This is a genomic window from Streptomyces sp. NPDC001220 (assembly GCF_053597895.1).
Genome location: NZ_JBSFJE010000009.1, coordinates 18,134 through 34,941, shown reverse-complemented (window position 1 = coordinate 34,941; position 16,808 = coordinate 18,134). Strand labels below are relative to the sequence as shown.

The 16,808-nt window shown below is 69.6% G+C and carries 16 protein-coding genes; 7 read left to right on the top strand and 9 right to left on the bottom strand.

Annotated elements, in window-relative coordinates; genetic code table 11:
• Nucleotides 1–141: 141 nt before the first annotated feature.
• The 3 genes from ACWDGI_RS21955 (at nucleotide 142) to ACWDGI_RS21945 (ending at nucleotide 1,713) form a co-directional block, all read left to right on the top strand.
• Nucleotides 142–555, top strand: coding sequence for a BlaI/MecI/CopY family transcriptional regulator (locus tag ACWDGI_RS21955; RefSeq protein WP_450761983.1), 414 nt, complete (start codon nucleotides 142–144; stop codon nucleotides 553–555).
• 9 nt (nucleotides 556–564) lie between these two features.
• A complete protein-coding gene (locus tag ACWDGI_RS21950; RefSeq protein WP_351712168.1) occupies nucleotides 565–1,098 on the top strand; it encodes an amino-acid N-acetyltransferase in 534 nt (177 codons plus the stop codon).
• 279 nt (nucleotides 1,099–1,377) lie between these two features.
• Entirely contained in the window at nucleotides 1,378–1,713 is a 336-nt protein-coding gene (locus ACWDGI_RS21945; protein WP_351317758.1) for a histone-like nucleoid-structuring protein Lsr2, read from the top strand.
• Here ACWDGI_RS21945 and ACWDGI_RS21940 read toward each other — a convergent pair.
• Entirely contained in the window at nucleotides 1,692–2,483 is a 792-nt protein-coding gene (locus ACWDGI_RS21940) for an SCO3374 family protein (RefSeq protein WP_450761451.1), read from the bottom strand. The genes ACWDGI_RS21945 and ACWDGI_RS21940 overlap by 22 nt on opposite strands.
• A 429-nt stretch (nucleotides 2,484–2,912) precedes the next feature.
• On the opposite strand from ACWDGI_RS21940, the gene ACWDGI_RS21935 reads away from it, so the two are divergent.
• Entirely contained in the window at nucleotides 2,913–5,438 is a 2,526-nt protein-coding gene (locus ACWDGI_RS21935) for an ATP-dependent Clp protease ATP-binding subunit (protein WP_217559641.1), read from the top strand.
• Between the two features lie 129 nt (nucleotides 5,439–5,567).
• Here the strand turns inward: ACWDGI_RS21935 and ACWDGI_RS21930 are convergent, their stop codons facing one another.
• The gene (locus ACWDGI_RS21930) at nucleotides 5,568–6,170 is read right to left on the bottom strand and encodes an HAD family acid phosphatase (protein ID WP_450761449.1); all 603 of its coding nucleotides are present in this window, start codon (nucleotides 6,168–6,170) and stop codon (nucleotides 5,568–5,570) included.
• 442 nt (nucleotides 6,171–6,612) lie between these two features.
• Between ACWDGI_RS21930 and ACWDGI_RS21925 the strand changes: the two genes are divergently transcribed.
• Complete coding sequence (locus ACWDGI_RS21925; RefSeq protein WP_450761447.1) at nucleotides 6,613–7,164, top strand: M23 family metallopeptidase; 552 nt, start codon at nucleotides 6,613–6,615, stop codon at nucleotides 7,162–7,164.
• 13 nt (nucleotides 7,165–7,177) lie between these two features.
• On the opposite strand, the gene ACWDGI_RS21920 is transcribed toward ACWDGI_RS21925, so the two are convergent.
• Nucleotides 7,178–7,777 carry a TetR/AcrR family transcriptional regulator gene (locus tag ACWDGI_RS21920; RefSeq protein WP_450761445.1) on the bottom strand — a complete coding sequence of 200 codons (600 nt, stop codon included), beginning with the start codon at nucleotides 7,775–7,777 and terminating at the stop codon, nucleotides 7,178–7,180.
• A 159-nt stretch (nucleotides 7,778–7,936) separates the two neighbouring features.
• Here ACWDGI_RS21920 and ACWDGI_RS21915 point away from each other — a divergent pair, with 159 nt between their 5' ends.
• Nucleotides 7,937–9,541, top strand: a complete 1,605-nt coding sequence (locus ACWDGI_RS21915; RefSeq protein WP_450761443.1) for an MDR family MFS transporter — start codon at nucleotides 7,937–7,939, stop codon at nucleotides 9,539–9,541.
• A gap of 338 nt (nucleotides 9,542–9,879) precedes the next feature.
• Here the strand turns inward: ACWDGI_RS21915 and cseC are convergent, their stop codons facing one another.
• From cseC to ACWDGI_RS21890, 5 genes are all read right to left on the bottom strand, one after another.
• Nucleotides 9,880–11,268, bottom strand: coding sequence for a two-component system sensor histidine kinase CseC (gene cseC, locus ACWDGI_RS21910; RefSeq protein WP_450761441.1), 1,389 nt, complete (start codon nucleotides 11,266–11,268; stop codon nucleotides 9,880–9,882).
• 11 nt (nucleotides 11,269–11,279) lie between these two features.
• A complete protein-coding gene (gene cseB / locus ACWDGI_RS21905; protein WP_450761439.1) occupies nucleotides 11,280–11,984 on the bottom strand; it encodes a two-component system response regulator CseB in 705 nt (234 codons plus the stop codon).
• 36 nt (nucleotides 11,985–12,020) lie between these two features.
• On the bottom strand, nucleotides 12,021–12,689 hold the full coding sequence (locus ACWDGI_RS21900; protein WP_450761437.1) for a hypothetical protein: 669 nt from the start codon (nucleotides 12,687–12,689) through the stop codon (nucleotides 12,021–12,023).
• Complete coding sequence (locus ACWDGI_RS21895; RefSeq protein WP_450761435.1) at nucleotides 12,677–13,216, bottom strand: SigE family RNA polymerase sigma factor; 540 nt, start codon at nucleotides 13,214–13,216, stop codon at nucleotides 12,677–12,679. The genes ACWDGI_RS21900 and ACWDGI_RS21895 overlap by 13 nt, the downstream gene beginning before the upstream one ends.
• 267 nt (nucleotides 13,217–13,483) lie before the next feature.
• Nucleotides 13,484–14,359, bottom strand: coding sequence for an A/G-specific adenine glycosylase (locus tag ACWDGI_RS21890; RefSeq protein WP_450761433.1), 876 nt, complete (start codon nucleotides 14,357–14,359; stop codon nucleotides 13,484–13,486).
• A gap of 253 nt (nucleotides 14,360–14,612) precedes the next feature.
• Between ACWDGI_RS21890 and ACWDGI_RS21885 the strand changes: the two genes are divergently transcribed.
• A complete protein-coding gene (locus ACWDGI_RS21885) occupies nucleotides 14,613–15,464 on the top strand; it encodes a hypothetical protein (RefSeq protein WP_450761431.1) in 852 nt (283 codons plus the stop codon).
• Between the two features lie 201 nt (nucleotides 15,465–15,665).
• Here the strand turns inward: ACWDGI_RS21885 and disA are convergent, their stop codons facing one another.
• The gene (gene disA / locus ACWDGI_RS21880; protein ID WP_450761429.1) at nucleotides 15,666–16,790 is read right to left on the bottom strand and encodes a DNA integrity scanning diadenylate cyclase DisA; all 1,125 of its coding nucleotides are present in this window, start codon (nucleotides 16,788–16,790) and stop codon (nucleotides 15,666–15,668) included.
• Nucleotides 16,791–16,808 lie beyond the last annotated feature (18 nt).

Sequence of the window (16,808 nt, the reverse complement as noted above, 5' to 3'; positions counted from 1 at the left end):
GTCACAGCTGTGCCTTCCGGGTCGTACGCCCTTTTTGTTCGCCTTTGTTGGTGAAAGTGCACGTCCGGCACGCCATTGGTGGGATCTGCCACTATTGTCTGAGCTGTGCCTCGCCCATTGGGAGAACTCGAAGACGCGGTCATGACGCGGGTGTGGAAGTGGAACCGCCCGGTGACCGTTCGAGAAGTCCTGGAAGACCTCCAGCAGGAACGGTCCATCGCGTACACCACGGTGATGACCGTTTTGGACAATCTCCATCAGAAGGGCTGGGTGCGGCGGGAGGCCGAAGGACGTGCCTATCGATATGAGGCCGTCTCCACACGGGCCGCCTACGCCGCCGCCCTCATGAACGACGCGTGGTCCCAGAGCGACAACCCGGCCGCCGCTCTCGTCGCCTTCTTCGGGATGATGAGCGACGAACAGCGCCAGGCCCTGCGGGACGCCGTACGGATGGTGCAGGGTCCGGATACGCCGGAACAGCGGGAAGAACGCGAAGAGCGGGAAGCCCCGCAAGAGGAGAACCCCGGCTCCATGGCGGACCACGGCGGGCGATAGCGTCCGCTCATGTCAGCGATGCGCCCCGAAGTCACCGCAAAAGCCATCACCGTCCGGCGGGCCCGGACCGGCGATGTCCCGGCGGTGCGCCGACTCCTTGACGCGTACGTCCGTGACCGCATCCTCCTCGACAAAGCCACCGTGATGCTTTACGAGGACATCCAGGAGTTCTGGGTCGCGGAACGCGACGACAACGCCGAGGTGGTCGGCTGCGGCGCACTGCACGTGATGTGGGAAGACCTCGCCGAAGTGCGTACTCTCGCGGTGAAGCCGGGCCTCAAGGGCGCCGGTGTCGGTCATCAGTTGCTGGAGAAGTTGCTGGAGACCGCGCGTTGGCTTGGTGTTCGCCGGGTTTTCTGTCTGACCTTCGAAGTCGAGTTCTTCGGGAAGCACGGCTTCGTGGAGATCGGCGAGACACCCGTGGACACCGATGTCTACGCCGAGCTGTTGCGCTCCTATGACGAGGGTGTCGCTGAGTTCCTCGGACTCGAACGAGTGAAACCGAACACCTTGGGCAACAGCCGGATGCTTCTGCATCTGTGATCGCCCGGAGGGATCGGGGCGGACAAGAGGCATCGCGGCGGAGTTGGGCGGGAGATCGGGCCCCAATTCCGGGCACCTCGCCTTGCCCCGGTGCCCTATGTCCGAAACGCGCATGTTTCTGGGCGGGAGCAGGCCCCTCGGTCTCTCCCAGGGGTTTGTGTTTTTCCCGCAAAAGCGGTTTGCTTTCCGACGTACTGCAGTACTGCATATAACAGGGGGCGGCGAAACGGCGGGCGCCGCAGACCCCCGGCCCTGAAGTTATCGATGAAAGGAAATCCGGTGGCACAGAAGGTTCAGGTCCTTCTTGTCGACGACCTCGACGGCGGCGAGGCGGACGAGACCGTGACGTTCGCGCTGGACGGCAAGACGTACGAGATCGATCTCACGACTGCCAATGCGGACAAGCTGCGCGGCCTTCTCGACCCCTATGTCAAGGGCGGTCGTCGTACCGGTGGCCGTGCGTCGGGCGGACGTGGAAAGGCCCGTGCGGCTGCCGGCGGCAGCCAGGACACCGCGCAGATTCGCGCGTGGGCGAAGGAGAACGGCTACGAGGTCAACGACCGCGGCCGTGTTCCGGCGACGATTCGCCAGGCCTACGAGGACGCCAACGCCTGACGGTCCTTTGGCCCATGGCTCGCGCGCCACAACCGGACCCGGTGGCATTCGGTGGCCACCGTGTCCACCAGCCGTACGAGATCGGGGGCGCCTGTGACGCCCCCCATGGCCGACCTCGTCGACAGCGTCGACATGCTCGGCAGCGAGGCCTCGACCTCGCACCCCGACTCGGGGGGCCGCAACCAGAAGGCGGCCCCCTGCACGGATTCCGGAAGTTCCGAACGTTCCGGAGGGTCCGACGGTTCATCGGGGCCTTCGGCGGCCTGAGCGGCTTCGGGAATTGATCGGGTCCCGGTGGAGACCGGCTCGCGCCGTACCGGAGCGTCCATCCGGCCGTGCGCGCCCAGTGCCCGCAGATCCAGGGCCAGCGCGCCCCACTCCAGCCAGTCCAGCAGCCCCGGCAGCTCCTCCGCGCTGCCCGCGGCCACCAGCAGCAGCATCCGGTCGCCCCGGAGTGCCACCGGAGAGCCCGGCCCCAGATGCCTGAGCGCCCTCGCGCCCGCCGGGGCCGGCACGTCCAGCACGTCGAAACGCACGCCCGTGACCAGCCGCAGCGGCTTTCCGGGCGCTTCGGGCACTGTCGCCCAGCCCAGATCGTTCTCGTACCAGTGCCGGAGCCGGGCCGCCCGCCCGTCCGGCCCGACGGCGCGGCCGGAACCCGGTGCGAGGGCGCAACCGGAACCGGGCGCGACGGCGCAATCGACACCGGAACCGAGCGGACGACGGGGGTGAGGGACCGTTGAAGCGGACAGAGGGACCGTGCCAGCCATGCCCGGTGCAACCGTCGCGAACCCGCCCAAGTTACGCTGGGTGTGCGGGTGAATGCGCCGAGTGCCGGAAGAGGGGGCCTTCGGGGTCCGGAGAGACGCAAGGTTGTTCGCCCATAGCGGAGGGACCGGGGGCATACGGCATGGACTGTCAGTCCGGGCGGGTAAGACATCCCTAGTGGGAGGGGGCGACACGCAGGCGAGGCCGTCTCACGTTCGCCATCGGCGTACTGGAGGAAGGGGTAACTGCCTGGCCTGCGGGAACATCGTCTCGCACCATCGGGTTGGAGCATATGTCGGCGTTCGGGGTCAGGAGGCCATCGACGGTGTCGGCAGTTGGAATGAGCGGTCCCCGCTTGCGGGACTAAGCTGCGGAAGGACAGAGAGGGGAAGTTCCCCCCACTGCCTGACCGCTCTGAGGAGCGATTAACGATGTTCGAGAGGTTCACCGACCGCGCGCGGCGGGTTGTCGTCCTGGCTCAGGAAGAAGCCCGGATGCTCAACCACAACTACATCGGCACCGAGCACATCCTCCTGGGCCTGATCCACGAGGGTGAGGGTGTCGCCGCCAAGGCCCTTGAGAGCCTCGGGATTTCGCTCGAGGCGGTCCGCCAGCAGGTGGAGGAGATCATCGGCCAGGGCCAGCAGGCCCCGTCCGGGCACATCCCCTTCACCCCCCGTGCCAAGAAGGTCCTGGAGCTGTCGCTCCGCGAGGCCCTTCAGCTGGGCCACAACTACATCGGCACGGAGCACATCCTGCTCGGCCTGATCCGTGAGGGCGAGGGCGTCGCCGCCCAGGTCCTGGTCAAGCTGGGCGCAGATCTCAACCGGGTGCGGCAGCAGGTCATCCAGCTGCTCTCCGGTTACCAGGGCAAGGAGACCGCCACCGCCGGCGGGCCTGCCGAGGGCACCCCCTCGACGTCCCTGGTCCTCGACCAGTTCGGCCGGAACCTCACCCAGGCCGCTCGTGAGTCCAAGCTCGACCCGGTCATCGGGCGCGAGAAGGAGATCGAGCGGGTCATGCAGGTGCTGTCCCGCCGTACCAAGAACAACCCGGTCCTGATCGGTGAGCCCGGCGTCGGCAAGACCGCCGTCGTGGAGGGCCTCGCCCAGGCCATCGTCAAGGGCGAGGTGCCCGAGACCCTCAAGGACAAGCACCTCTACACCCTGGACCTCGGCGCCCTGGTCGCCGGCTCCCGCTACCGCGGTGACTTCGAGGAGCGCCTGAAGAAGGTGCTCAAGGAGATCCGCACCCGCGGTGACATCATCCTGTTCATCGACGAGCTGCACACGCTGGTCGGTGCGGGTGCCGCCGAGGGCGCCATCGACGCGGCTTCGATCCTGAAGCCGATGCTGGCCCGCGGTGAGCTGCAGACCATCGGCGCCACCACCCTGGACGAGTACCGCAAGCACCTGGAGAAGGACGCGGCCCTGGAGCGCCGTTTCCAGCCCATCCAGGTCGCCGAGCCGTCCCTGCCGCACACGATCGAGATCCTCAAGGGTCTGCGTGACCGGTACGAGGCCCACCACCGGGTCTCCATCACGGACGAGGCGCTGGTCCAGGCGGCCACCCTGGCCGACCGCTACATCTCGGACCGCTTCCTGCCGGACAAGGCGATCGACCTGATCGACGAGGCCGGCTCCCGGATGCGCATCCGCCGGATGACCGCTCCGCCGGACCTGCGCGAGTTCGACGAGAAGATCGCCGCCGTCCGCCGGGACAAGGAGTCCGCGATCGACTCGCAGGACTTCGAGAAGGCCGCCTCCCTCCGCGACAAGGAGAAGCAGCTCCTGGCCGCCAAGGCCAAGCGGGAGAAGGAGTGGAAGGCCGGCGACATGGACGTCGTCGCCGAGGTCGACGGCGAGCTGATCGCCGAGGTGCTGGCCACGGCCACGGGCATCCCGGTCTTCAAGCTCACCGAGGAGGAGTCCTCGCGTCTGCTGCGCATGGAGGACGAGCTCCACAAGCGGGTCATCGGCCAGGTCGACGCCGTCAAGGCGCTGTCGAAGGCGATCCGCCGTACGCGTGCCGGTCTGAAGGACCCGAAGCGCCCCGGTGGCTCGTTCATCTTCGCGGGCCCGTCCGGTGTCGGTAAGACCGAGCTGTCCAAGGCCCTCGCCGAGTTCCTCTTCGGTGACGAGGACGCGCTGATCTCCCTCGACATGTCGGAGTTCAGTGAGAAGCACACGGTGTCGCGTCTCTTCGGTTCGCCCCCCGGTTACGTGGGCTACGAAGAGGGCGGCCAGCTGACCGAGAAGGTCCGTCGCAAGCCGTTCTCCGTCGTCCTCTTCGACGAGGTCGAGAAGGCCCACCCGGACATCTTCAACAGCCTGCTGCAGATCCTGGAGGACGGTCGTCTGACCGACTCCCAGGGCCGGGTCGTGGACTTCAAGAACACGGTCATCATCATGACGACCAACCTCGGCACCCGGGACATCTCCAAGGGCTTCAACCTGGGCTTCGCGGCCACGGGCGACACGAAGTCCAACTACGAGCGCATGAAGAACAAGGTGTCGGACGAGCTCAAGCAGCACTTCCGTCCCGAGTTCCTCAACCGTGTCGACGACGTGGTCGTCTTCCCGCAGCTCACGCAGGAGGACATCCTGCGGATCGTCGACCTGATGGTCGGCAAGGTGGACGAGCGCCTCAAGGACCGGGACATGGGCATCGAGCTCTCCCAGTCCGCCAAGGAGCTGCTGTCCAAGAAGGGCTACGACCCGGTGCTGGGCGCGCGTCCGCTGCGTCGCACGATCCAGCGCGAGATCGAGGACACGCTCTCCGAGAAGATCCTCTTCGGCGAGCTGCGCCCCGGTCACATCGTGGTCGTGGACACCGAGGGCGAGGGCGACGCCAAGACCTTCACCTTCCGGGGTGAGGAGAAGTCGGCGCTCCCCGACGTCCCGCCGATCGAGCAGGCGGCCGGCGGAGCCGGTCCGAACCTGAGCAAGGAGGCGTAACCCCTCGGGGTTCGCCGAAGAAAGGGGCCGGTGCTTTTCCGAAGCACCGGCCCCTTTCGCATGCCGCCGCGCGGGCTGCCCACCGCCGCGTGGGACGCGGTGCGGGTCGCCATGTGGGGCGTCGTGCGACTACGACAGCTGGCCGTTGTAGTCCGGCAGCTTGTACGTCTTCTCCGCGTGCCCGCCCGAGAGGTCGGTGGCGCTGTTGCCGATGTTCGCGATGATCGTGTAGCCGTTGTTCTCGATGTCGACCCGCTGGGCGGTCTTGTAGGCGGCGACGTCCTTGAAGAGGTCGAAGAGGCCGCGGACGTACAGGCCGGAGACGTCGTAGCCGTCGTGTTCGAGGTTGTACTCGGTCGGCAGGTAGATGATGCCCGGGCGGGCCGTGACGAAGAACAGGGCGACGCCGTGCTCCTGGGCGTACCGGGCGACGTTCAGGACCGGCTTGTTGGCCGCCTGGGGGAAGCTGAAGCCGAAGTCGGTCTCCAGGGTGGTGTTGTCGATGTCGAAGACGATCGCCTGCCGCTCGCCCGGCTTGGCGGCGGCGATGCGCTGCTTCAGGTAGGGCAGGGCCTGGTCCATCACGGACTGGCAGTCGCTCTGCCAGGTGGCGTAGTCGACCGTGGTGGAGCTGCTCTCCGTCGCGGCCTGGGCCGGCGCGGCCATCCCGGCGAGCGCGGCCACGGAGACGGCGGTGACGGACATGCGGCGGGTCCAGGTGCCTGTGGTCATCGGTTGGGGTGTCCTCTCACGTCCACGGCTGTGTCAGGGGCATGATGAGTGGAGGATATGGCGCGGAGGGGACCGTGAGGTTACTTGCGGGTAGAACGGGCGAGGTGCGGGTCACATCCGGACGGTTTCGGGTCCCGGTCGCCGGTGACATAGCGCACGGGCGAAATGCCCGTTACTAGCCGGGATAGTGGGGCCCGGGTGGTGGGGCAGTGGGTTTTTACCCCATCTCGCCCCTCGAACGGACACAGCCGGGCCCCGGCTGTCCGGCCGAGGGCTCTGTCAAGAAAGAGTCAACTTTACGTATAGGTACTAGGGCATGCCGTAGATGGTGGCATTTGAGCGGTGCGCGGCTTTCGGGTTACCAAGAGATGCCCCGTTCGGCGGCTGTCAGTGTCAGCCGGTGCCGGAGGGGGATCCCCGTTGCCTACTCCACGAGGTTCCGATGTCCCTGCGCGCCACTCTCCGTGCTCCCCGTACGTCCTCGCTCCGCAAGCGGGCCGCCGTTCTGGCCGCCGGTGTCGGAGTCACGGCCGTGGTGGGTTCGGGGGTCGCGTCGGCCGCCACCTCCAGTGCCGCCGCCTGGATCGACCCGGTGAAGAGGTACACCCTCTCCGCGAGCTTCGCCCAGGCCGGCGGCATGTGGACCGCCAAGCACAGTGGCCAGGACTTCGCGGTGCCGACCGGCACCGAAGTCCTCGCCGCGCACGGCGGCACCGTCGTCAAGGCCGGCGGCAACGGGGCCGGTGACGGTCCCGCCTACGGCAACGCCGTCGTCATCAAGCACGCCGGCGGTCAGTACTCGCAGTACGCGCACCTGTCCCGCGTCGACGTCAAGGTCGGCCAGGTCGTCAGGACCGGCCAGCACATCGCGCTCTCCGGCAGCACCGGCAACTCCACCGGGCCGCACCTGCACTTCGAGATCCGTACGACGCCGAACTACGGCTCCGCGGTGAACCCGGTCGCCTTCCTCCGTGCCAAGGGCGTGACCGTCTGAGGCGCGTGATCCTCTAAGCGGAGCGATCCGAGCCCTGGTGGGCCTGGGTCACCAGGTCCAGGGCGACCTCCAGAACGGCTTCCTGCTTCTTCTGGGGGTCGCCTTCCAGGTCCTGCATGACGAACATGCCCGCGTGCAGCGTGAACATCGCGCTGATGCAGCGGACCTGGTCGGTCAGGGGCGCGTCCGGGTCGACGAAGATGCTCCGCAGGCCGCGCATCCGGTCCTTGAAGGTGTCGCCGATGCGCAGTTCCCGCACGGTCGCCTGGTTCTCCTGCATGAAGCGGAACAGCGGTCCGGCCTCGGCGAGCGCCCGGCTGTAGCGCCGTACGATCTCCAGCTTGATCTCCAGGGTGTGCGGCTGGCCCTCGCCCCACTCGATCAGGTCCTGGATCGGCTGCGTCAGGTCCTCGAAGACGCTGACCAGGATCTCTTCCTTGGTCTTGAAGTGGTAGTACAGGGCCGCCTTGGTCACGTCGAGGCGCTCGGCGATCTCCCGCAGGGAGGTCTTCTCGTAGCCCTGCTCGGCGAAGAGTTCGAGGGCAACGTCCTGGATGCGCTGGCGGGTGTTGCCCCGGCGCTGCTGCTTGGTGCCGTCCATGATGACGCCCATCCTCTTACTCCTCGCACTCCCGCGAAAACTCGCCCTGTCGGATACCGGCGGCCGGCCCGGTAACTTACTTGACGACCGGCTAGTGACAGGTTTACCTTTCCAGTGTACTGAACTAGCCGGGCGGCAAGTAAGTAGCTGCCGCCAGGGGGAGTGGGAGAGATGGCGGACACCCAGGCGGCCGGCACCGGCCAGGAGTCACCGGGGGCACCGGTCGCGGCGGATGCGTCGGCGAAACAGCCCAGGAGCGTGCGGGTCGTGATCCTCGCGCTCATGATCGCGATGATGCTCGCGATGCTCGACAACATGATCGTCGGTACGGCGATGCCGACGATCGTGGGTGACCTGGGCGGCCTCGAACATCTGTCGTGGGTCGTGACCGCGTACACCCTCGCCACCGCGGCGGCCACCCCGCTCTGGGGCAAGCTCGGTGACATGTACGGGCGCAAGGGCGCCTTCCTGACCTCCATAGTCATCTTCCTGATCGGCTCCGCGCTCAGCGGCATGGCCCAGAACATGGGCGAGCTGATCGGGTTCCGGGCCGTTCAGGGGCTCGGTGCCGGTGGTCTGATGGTCGGCGTCATGGCGATCATCGGGGACCTCGTGCCGCCCCGTGAGCGCGGCAAGTACCAGGGCATGATGGCCGGCGTCATGGCGCTCGCGATGATCGGCGGCCCGCTGGTCGGCGGCACCATCACCGACAACTGGGGCTGGCGCTGGGCCTTCTACATCAACCTGCCGCTCGGCGTGGTCGCGCTGGCCGCCGTCACCGCCGTACTGCACCTGCCGAAGAAGCGGAGCAAGGCGCGCATCGACTACCTCGGCGCCGGTCTGCTGACCCTCGGCATCACCTCGATCGTGCTGGTCACCACCTGGGGCGGCTCCGAGTACGCCTGGACGTCCGCGCGGATCATGGAACTGATCGCCATCGGCGTCGTCTCGCTGATCGGGTTCGTCTTCTGGCAGACCAAGGCCGCCGAGCCGGTCCTGCCGCTGCACATCTTCCGCAGCGGCAACTTCACCCTGATGTCGATCATCGGCTTCATCGTGGGCTTCGTGATGTTCGGCGCCACGCTGTTCCTGCCGCTGTACCAGCAGGCCGTGCAGGGCGCGTCCGCCACCAACTCCGGGCTGCTGCTGCTTCCGATGCTCGGCGCGATGCTGGTGACCTCGCTGGTCGCCGGGCGGGTCACCACCAGCACCGGCCGCTACAAGGTCTTCCCCGTCGCGGGCGGGGTGCTGCTGGCAGTCGGGCTGTACCTGCTGTCCACGATGGACACCGACACCACCCGGTTCATCTCCGGCGTGTACATGGCCGTGGTCGGCCTCGGCATGGGCTGCCTGATGCAGATCACCATGCTGGTCGCGCAGAACAGCGTGGAGATGAAGGACATGGGCGTCGCGTCCTCGTCCACCACCCTGTTCCGTACGCTCGGCTCCTCCTTCGGCGTCGCCATCATGGGCGCGATCTTCAACGACCGGGTCAAGAACGAGATGGCGGCGCGGGCCGGCGGGCTGGGCTCGAAGGTCACCGAGCAGTCGGCCTCGCTGGACGCGGCCAGCCTGGCGAAGCTGCCGGCCGCGGTGCGCGAGGCGTACCAGCACGCGGTGGCGGCCGGCACGCACTCGGCGTTCCTGCTCGGTGCCGTGATCGCGGTGGCGGTCGTGGTGGCGGCGGTGTTCGTCAAGGAGGTGCCGCTGCGGGGCGGCGCGCAGAAGGCGGGTTCCGACGAGGCGGCGCCGCTGCCCGTGGTCGAGGCCGTCTGACAGACGCCGGCGGGTGGTTCCGGGGACCGAGCGTCTCCGGGGCCACCCGCTTTCGGTTGCCGTCTCAGGACCGGCGCACGGCTGTCTTCTCGGTACGGGCGCAGGGTCGTCTTCGCGGTACGGGCGTGCGCGGCTGTCTTCTCGGGGTCGCCATGTACCTCACCGAGGACGCCGTGGCCGCCACCCTCCGCCGTATCGCCGGGCCGGCCCCTGGATCGACGCTGGTCACGACGTTCCTACGGCCGATCGAGGACGTCGAGCCGGACAGCGGGATGAGCCCGCCGCGCCCCCGACAGCCGCTCAGCCCCCAGCCCCCGGCCGCTCAGCCGCTCAGTGGCTCAGCGCAGTCCTTCAGTGGCTCCACGGCTCGCCTGTGTCGGCCCCGGGAGCATCGGGTAGCTCCCCGTGGCTGTCGGGGCGTGCTCCGGCAGCCACAGCACGGCCACCGCGCCCTCCGCCGGGATGTGCTCGGGCGCGCCCGCCGGGCGGATGTTGCGGAAGGTCAGGCGGGCGCCCAGAACGCGGGCCTGGCCGGCCGCGATGGTCAGGCCCAGGCCGTGGCCCTGCCCCGCGCGGTCCTCGCTGCCGGTACGGAAGCGGCTCGGGCCCTCCGCGAGCAGCTTCTCGGGGAAGCCGGGGCCGTGGTCGCGGACCCGGATGACCCGGCCCTCGACGGTCACCTCGATGGGCGGCCTGCCGTGCCGGGCCGCGTTGGCGAGCAGGTTGAACAGCACCCGCTCGAGGCGCCGCGGATCGGTGGTGACCTCCGACTCGTGCACCACCCGCACCTCGATCGCCGGGTCCTTCGCGGCCACCCGCCGGGAGACGAACTCGCCCAGCATGATGTCCTGCAGCTCGGCCCGCTCGGAGGCGCTGTCGAGCCGGGCCACCTCCAGCACGTCCTCGACGAGGGTGCGCATCGCCTTCGCCCGGTCCAGGACCAGCTCGGTCGGGCGGCCGGGCGGCAGCAGTTCGGCCGCCGTGAGCAGTCCGGTCACCGGCGTCCGCAGCTCGTGCGCGATGTCGGCCGTCACCCGCCGCTCGGCCTCCAGGCGTTGCTGCAACGCGTCCGCCATGGCGTCCACCGCGCGCGCCAGGTCGTCGGTCTCGTCCCGTACGACCCCGCCGATCGCCTCCCGCACCCGCACGTCCGGCTCGCCCTGGGCGACCTGGTTGGCCGCGGTCGCGGCCTTGCGCAGCCGCCGCGAGAGCTGCCCGCCGATCAGCACGCCGAGCGCGCTGCCGCCGAGCACGACCGCGATGGAGCCGATGACGAGGGCCTGGTCGAGGTCCTTGAGCACATCGCTGCTCCGGTTCGGGAAGGTGCCGTGCAGGGACAGCACCCGCCCGTCCTTGGCCTGTACCGCCGCCCAGATGTCCGGCGCGCCGCCGCCCGGGTCGATGACGTCGGTCGCCCGGCGGCCCGCGTCGACCCGCTCGCGCAGCGCCGGCGGCAGCTCGGGGTCGTTGACCTTGACGTCCGGGAAGTTCGCCCGCCCGTACAGCTCGTAGTTGCGCTGCGCGATCTGCAGCCGTTCGTTGGCCAGGTCGCGCGCGTTGTCCAGCATCGAGACCCGGGCGGCGTTGTGCACCACCAGGCTCAGCGCGATCGCGACGAGCGCGCCGACCAGCGCGATCGCCGCGCTCAGCTTCCACCGGAGCCCGGTGCGCAAACTCGGACCTCGGTGCCGAATGGATCTCCGGATGGATCTGATGAGCCCCCGCATGACCGCCCCGCTCAGGCCTTCAGCTTGTAACCGAAACCACGGACCGTCTCGATCCGGTCCTGGCCGATCTTCGTACGCAGCCGCTGCACATGGACGTCGACGACCCGGGTGTCCCCGCCCCAGCCGTAGTCCCAGACGCGTTCCAGCAGCTTGTCCCGGGAGAGTACGGTCCCCGGTGCCGAGGAGAACTCCAGGAGCAGCCGCATCTCGGTCGGGGTGAGCGCGACCGGCTGGCCGGCCCGGCGCACCTCCATGCCCTCGGTGTCGATCTCCAGCTCGCCGAAGGTGAGCGGGAGGCCGGTCACCGGAGAAGCGTCCTCGTGCGGCCGGTCGCCGCCGCTGGCGTGCCCGAAGCGCCGCAGCACGGCGCGGATCCGGGCGACCAGCACCGCGCCGTCGAACGGCTTGGTGACGTAGTCGTCGGCGCCCGCCTCCAGTCCCAGCACCACGTCGATGGAGTCGGCGCGCGCCGACAGCATGATCACCGGCACCGTGGACTCGTCGCGGATGCGCCGGCACAGGCTCACCCCGTCCAGGCCCGGCACCATCACGTCCAGCAGGGCGATGTCGGGCCGGTCGGCGCGGAACGCCTCCAGGCCGGACAGCCCGTCGGGCATGGCGGTGACCGCGAAGCCGTCGCGCTCCAGGGCGAGCTGGGTGGCCTCGCGGATGACGTCGTCGTCCTCGACGAACAGGACGTGGGTCTGGTCTGCCATCCCTGCTCTCTCGTGTGGTCGTGTGCTCGTGTGGGGTCAGCCGGCGGGGGAGGGGACCGGCGTGGCGCCGCCGCTGCCGGTCGCGTTGCCGTAGTCGGTGTGGTGGAAGTCCTCCTGGACGAAGCGTCCCGCGGCCCAGCTGTAGGTGATCACGTTCTCACCGGACGGGCTCGACACCGGGTCGCCCTTCTCGTACACCTGTTTGGTCACGCTCAGGTCGCCCCGGTCGATCTCCGCGTAGACCGGGGATTCCTCTGCCTTGAACACATTCTTGTACGCGCCGCTCTGCTCGCGGTACACGTACGCCCCCACCCCGACCGCGTCTCCGCAGGTCAGCACGTTCACGACGATGTCCTCGGCCGGGCCGCCGGTCAGGTCGCCGTAGGTGACGTCGACCGGGTACTCGTCGCCCGCGCACGGCTTCAGGTCTCGTTTCACGGTGGCCGAGACCGCCGGATCGGCCTTCACCAGGGCGACCGCGTCGACCTTGGCATACGTCTGGGACGGGTTGGGTGAGGGGGCGGCGGCGGCCGGAGCCTTCTCCGCCGAGTCGGCGTGCGCCGGCCCCTCGTCCCGGGCGCCGGTGCCGCCGGTGCCGCAGGCGGCGGCGAAAAGGGCGAGGGCGGCGAGCACGGCCGCCGCCGTGGTCACCGCCTGTGCACTCGCCGGGCCCCGGCTGGGCCCCGTGCCGGTCAGGCCGCGCAACGCTCCTGCTCCTCACGCTCCAGCGCGCGTGCGTCGAGGTCGCGTGACTCCAGCTCCTCGCGGAGCCGGGCGAGCGCCCGGTGCAGCGTGCTCTTGACCGTTCCGGCCGACATGCCGAGGGCGGCGGCCGTCTCCTCCGTGGACATCTGCTCCCAGTGTCGCAGCACCACGACACTGCGCTGCTTCGGTGCCAGAACCTTCATGATGTCCATGAGCAGCGCGCGGTCCGCGTGCTGCTCGGTGGAGTCCTCCACGCAGGCGTCGGGCAGCTGCTCGGTCGGGACCTCCTCCAGCTTCCTGGCCCGCCACCACTCGGTGCGCGTGTTGATCATGACCCGGCGCAGGTAGGCGTCCGCGAGCCGCTTGTCCTCGATGGTCTCCCAGCGGCCGTACGTCCGTACCAGCGCGGTCTGGAGCAGGTCCTGGGCGTCCGTCGGGTCCGGGACCAGGCGGCGGGCACTGCGCAGCAGCGCGTCCTGCCGAGTGCGGACGTACTCCTCGAATCCGAGCACCTCGCCCTGCGCCATGATCAACCGCCTCCCGATCCCCGTTTTCCCCGGCCCTGTGCCTGAGTTACTGCCGTCCCGCGGTCCTGGCGGGCACAGAAACGAAGCTACGGACCTGTTGTCACGGGGCTGTGCGGAGCAGCCTTCGGGTAGCAATCGGCTGTCCGTCGGTTGTGTAACGGATGTAGGTGCGGGGTAAGCGAGCGCAACCTTATGGCGTGTTATGTGCTGATTTGCCGTGCGGGTGAGGCCGTAACACAGCCCCTTCTCCTGTGATGTGGCTGTACGTCAGCCCAGCGGGAGCCGGTACAGGCCGCCCGCGAGCGGCTCCACCAGCCCGTCCGAGACCAGCCCGTCCAGCGCGCGGGCCCGCTGCACCGGCTCGTGCCACACCCGGTCGAGCGCCGCCTGCGGCACGGGGGCGTACGCCTCGCGCAGCACGGCCAGCAGCTTGCCGCGCACCTGCCGGTCGGTACCGGCGTACGTCTGCCCGCGCCGGGGCGGCCCCTCGTGCTCCGGCTTGCCGGCCAGCCGCCAGGCGCACTCCCCGGCGATCGGGCAGCGCAGGCACGTCTCGTTCTTCGCCGTGCACACCAGCGCGCCGAGCTCCATGGAGGCGGCGGCCCAACGGGCGGCGGTCCGCTCGTCCTCGGGCAGCAGCTCACGTGCGAGCCTGCGCTCGGCGGCGGTGGTGGCGTTCGGCGGGTACTGCACACCGGTCACGGCCCGTGCGAACACCCGCCGCACATTGGTGTCGAGCACGGCGTGCCGCTGCCCGTACGCGAAGGAGGCGACGGCCGCGGCGGTGTACTCGCCGATGCCCGGCAGCGCGAGCAGCTGCGCGTGATCCGTCGGTACGTCGCCGCCGTGCCGTTCCGCTATGGCGACGGCGGCGCCGTGCAGCCGCAGGGCGCGGCGCGGGTAGCCGAGCCGGCCCCAGGCGCGTACCGCCTCGCCGGGCGCCTCGGCGGCGAGGTCGGCGGGGCGCGGCCAGCGGGCCAGCCACTGCTCGTAGACGGGCAGCACCCGGCTGACCGGGGTCTGCTGCAACATGAACTCGCTGACCATCACACCCCACGGGCCCGCCTCCGGGCGGCGCCAGGGGAGGTCACGGGCATGGGCGTCGAACCAGGCGATCACGGGGGCGTGGAGCTTCTCAGTCATGGCCCTTCCGATCCTGCCACGTCCGGCCACGGCTGGGTTGGACGTGGTTCGCGGCGGGGCCGGGCGGCGGCCGGGCCGGGGCGTGCCCTTCCGGTGACTGTCCCCGGACCCGCCCTTCGGACCCGCCCCGCGCGCCTGTCACGCGAAGAGGGGTCGTGCCGACGGAAGTTGCCGAAATGATGATCCGGAAAAGTTGAGGTTTGAGCGGCGGGTGGGGCGAGGAAGTGCACGGATCTCTCGTACAGTTTGCGCCGTGGGATCTCTGCGCAATCCGGTCGGGCCGCTTCCCTCCTCCATCTACTGGCGACGGAGGGTCGTCATGGTGTCCGTGGTCGCCGTGCTGGCGCTGCTGATCACCTGGATCGTCACGTCGAGTGGCGGGGGCGGCAAGAAGGGCGCCGACGGGGCGGACGGCAAGAATCCCGCGTCCACGATCACGCCGGGGCCGTCCGGCAGCGGGCCGGCGATCAGCCAGGCGCCGGGCGGGCGGGACGAGTCGAGCGGGGGCGGCGGCGCGTCGTCCGGCACGGGCACCGGTGCCGGTTCCGGTGCCAGTTCCGGTTCCGGCGGCGGGAGTTCGGACGGGTCGGGTGACGGCTCGTCGTCCGGTTCCGGCGGATCCTCGGGAGCCTCGTCGGGCTCGGGGGACGTCACCTCGGGCTCCGGCGGTACGGTCGCCTCGCTGCCGGGGGCCTCCACCCTTCCCAACTGCACGGCCGCTGCGGTGTCGTTGAGCCTGAAGAGCCTGCACAACTCCTACTCGCCGGAGCAGACGCCGACCTTCGAACTCACGGCGAAGAACACGTCGTCCAGTGACTGCAAGGTCGATCTCGGGCCGAAGAACGCGGTGTTGACGATCACGCCGGCCAGTGCGGACGACAGCTACTGGTCGTCGGCGGACTGCCCGAGGTCGGCGGGGACCCTGTGGTACCGCGTGCCGGCGGGCAGCAGCATCACGTACACCCTGAAGTGGGACCGCAAGCCGAGCGCTCCCCAGTGCGCGACGCCTTCGGCGGGATCGGCCGGCTCCGGCACGTACCTGCTGGAAGCCGCCACCCCGGGCTTCACAAAGGCCCAGGCCTCCTTCGTCCTGGCGGCGGATTAGCCGAGGCCGGGGGGTTTCCCTCACCGGCGCTTGCAGGGTGCCGCCTGCGCCCACCCGTGCCACCTGGGGGCACCTCCCAGGCCCTCGAGGCACTGGGGGAGGCACGACTGCCCGCAGTTACGACGGGCCCCGTAAGGGGCGCGGGGAACTGCGTGGCCGGCCCCCACCGGCAGGCAGCCGAAATACCGGCCCCCCGCGGAGCTACACGTAGCGTTCGAGGATCGACGACTCCGCCAGCCTCGACAGGCCCTCCCGGACGCTGCGGGCGCGCGCCTCGCCGACCCCGTCGACGGTCTGGAGATCGTCGACGCTCGCGGCGAGCAGCTTCTGCAGGCCGCCGAAATGCTCCACCAGCCGGTCGATGATCGCCCCGGGCAGCCGCGGAACCTTCGCCAGCAACCGGAAGCCGCGCGGCGACACCGCCGAGTCCAGCGTCTCCGGGGAACCCGTGTAACCGAGCGCCCGCGCCACCGTCGGCAGTTCCAGCAGCTCCGCGTGGCTCAGCGCGTCCAGCTCGGAGAGCGCCTCGTCGACCGTGCGGGAGCGTTTGGCCGTGGGCTCGGGGACGTAGTCCCGGACCACCAGTTCGCGCTCGGGCTCGACACCCGCGATCAGCTCGTCCAGCTGGAGCGCGAGCAGCCGCCCGTCGGTGCCCAGTTCGACGACGTACTCGGCGATCTCCGTGGCGATACGGCGGACCATCTCCAGCCGCTGGGCGACGGCCGAGACGTCGCGGACCGTCACCAGGTCCTCGATCTCCAGCGCTGACAACGTTCCCGCGACCTCGTCCAGGCGGAGCTTGTACCGCTCCAGGGTCGCGAGCGCCTGGTTCGCACGGGAGAGGATCGCCGCCGAGTCCTCCAGGACGCGGCGCTGCCCGTCGACGTAGAGCGCGATCAGCCGCATCGACTGGGAGACCGAGACCACCGGGAAGCCGACCTGCTTGGAGACCCGGTCCGCCGTGCGGTGCCGCGTGCCGGTCTCCTCCGTGGGGATCGTCGCGTCCGGCACGAACTGGACGCCGGCCCGGAGGATCTTCGACAGGTCGGAGGAGATCACGATGCCGCCGTCGAGCTTGCACAGCTCGCGCAGCCGGGTCGCCGTGAACTCGACATCGAGGACGAAACCGCCCGTGCACATCGTCTCGACCGTCTTGTCGAAGCCGAGGACGATGAGCCCGCCGGTGTTGCCGCGGAGGACCCGCTCCAGGCCGTCGCGCATCGACGTGCCCGGAGCCACAGCGCTCAGCGAGGCGCGCATCAGGCCATCGGAACCGGCACTCCCACCGGACTTTCCGGGAGCCGTTGCCCGGTCGTTGGCTGCCACTGCACTCCTCCGGTCGCA

Coding starts and splice junctions, on each gene's coding strand:
- cseC (WP_450761441.1), bottom strand. CDS start 11,268: ATGCGGGGGCTCATCAGATCCATCCGGAGATCCATTCGGCACCGAGGT.
- ACWDGI_RS21890 (WP_450761433.1), bottom strand. CDS start 14,359: ATGACTGAGAAGCTCCACGCCCCCGTGATCGCCTGGTTCGACGCCCAT.
- ACWDGI_RS21920 (WP_450761445.1), bottom strand. CDS start 7,777: ATGGGCGTCATCATGGACGGCACCAAGCAGCAGCGCCGGGGCAACACC.
- ACWDGI_RS21935 (WP_217559641.1), top strand. CDS start 2,913: ATGTTCGAGAGGTTCACCGACCGCGCGCGGCGGGTTGTCGTCCTGGCT.
- ACWDGI_RS21950 (WP_351712168.1), top strand. CDS start 565: ATGTCAGCGATGCGCCCCGAAGTCACCGCAAAAGCCATCACCGTCCGG.
- ACWDGI_RS21940 (WP_450761451.1), bottom strand. CDS start 2,483: ATGGCTGGCACGGTCCCTCTGTCCGCTTCAACGGTCCCTCACCCCCGT.
- ACWDGI_RS21955 (WP_450761983.1), top strand. CDS start 142: ATGACGCGGGTGTGGAAGTGGAACCGCCCGGTGACCGTTCGAGAAGTC.
- ACWDGI_RS21930 (WP_450761449.1), bottom strand. CDS start 6,170: ATGACCACAGGCACCTGGACCCGCCGCATGTCCGTCACCGCCGTCTCC.
- ACWDGI_RS21925 (WP_450761447.1), top strand. CDS start 6,613: ATGTCCCTGCGCGCCACTCTCCGTGCTCCCCGTACGTCCTCGCTCCGC.
- ACWDGI_RS21915 (WP_450761443.1), top strand. CDS start 7,937: ATGGCGGACACCCAGGCGGCCGGCACCGGCCAGGAGTCACCGGGGGCA.
- cseB (WP_450761439.1), bottom strand. CDS start 11,984: ATGGCAGACCAGACCCACGTCCTGTTCGTCGAGGACGACGACGTCATC.
- ACWDGI_RS21895 (WP_450761435.1), bottom strand. CDS start 13,216: ATGGCGCAGGGCGAGGTGCTCGGATTCGAGGAGTACGTCCGCACTCGG.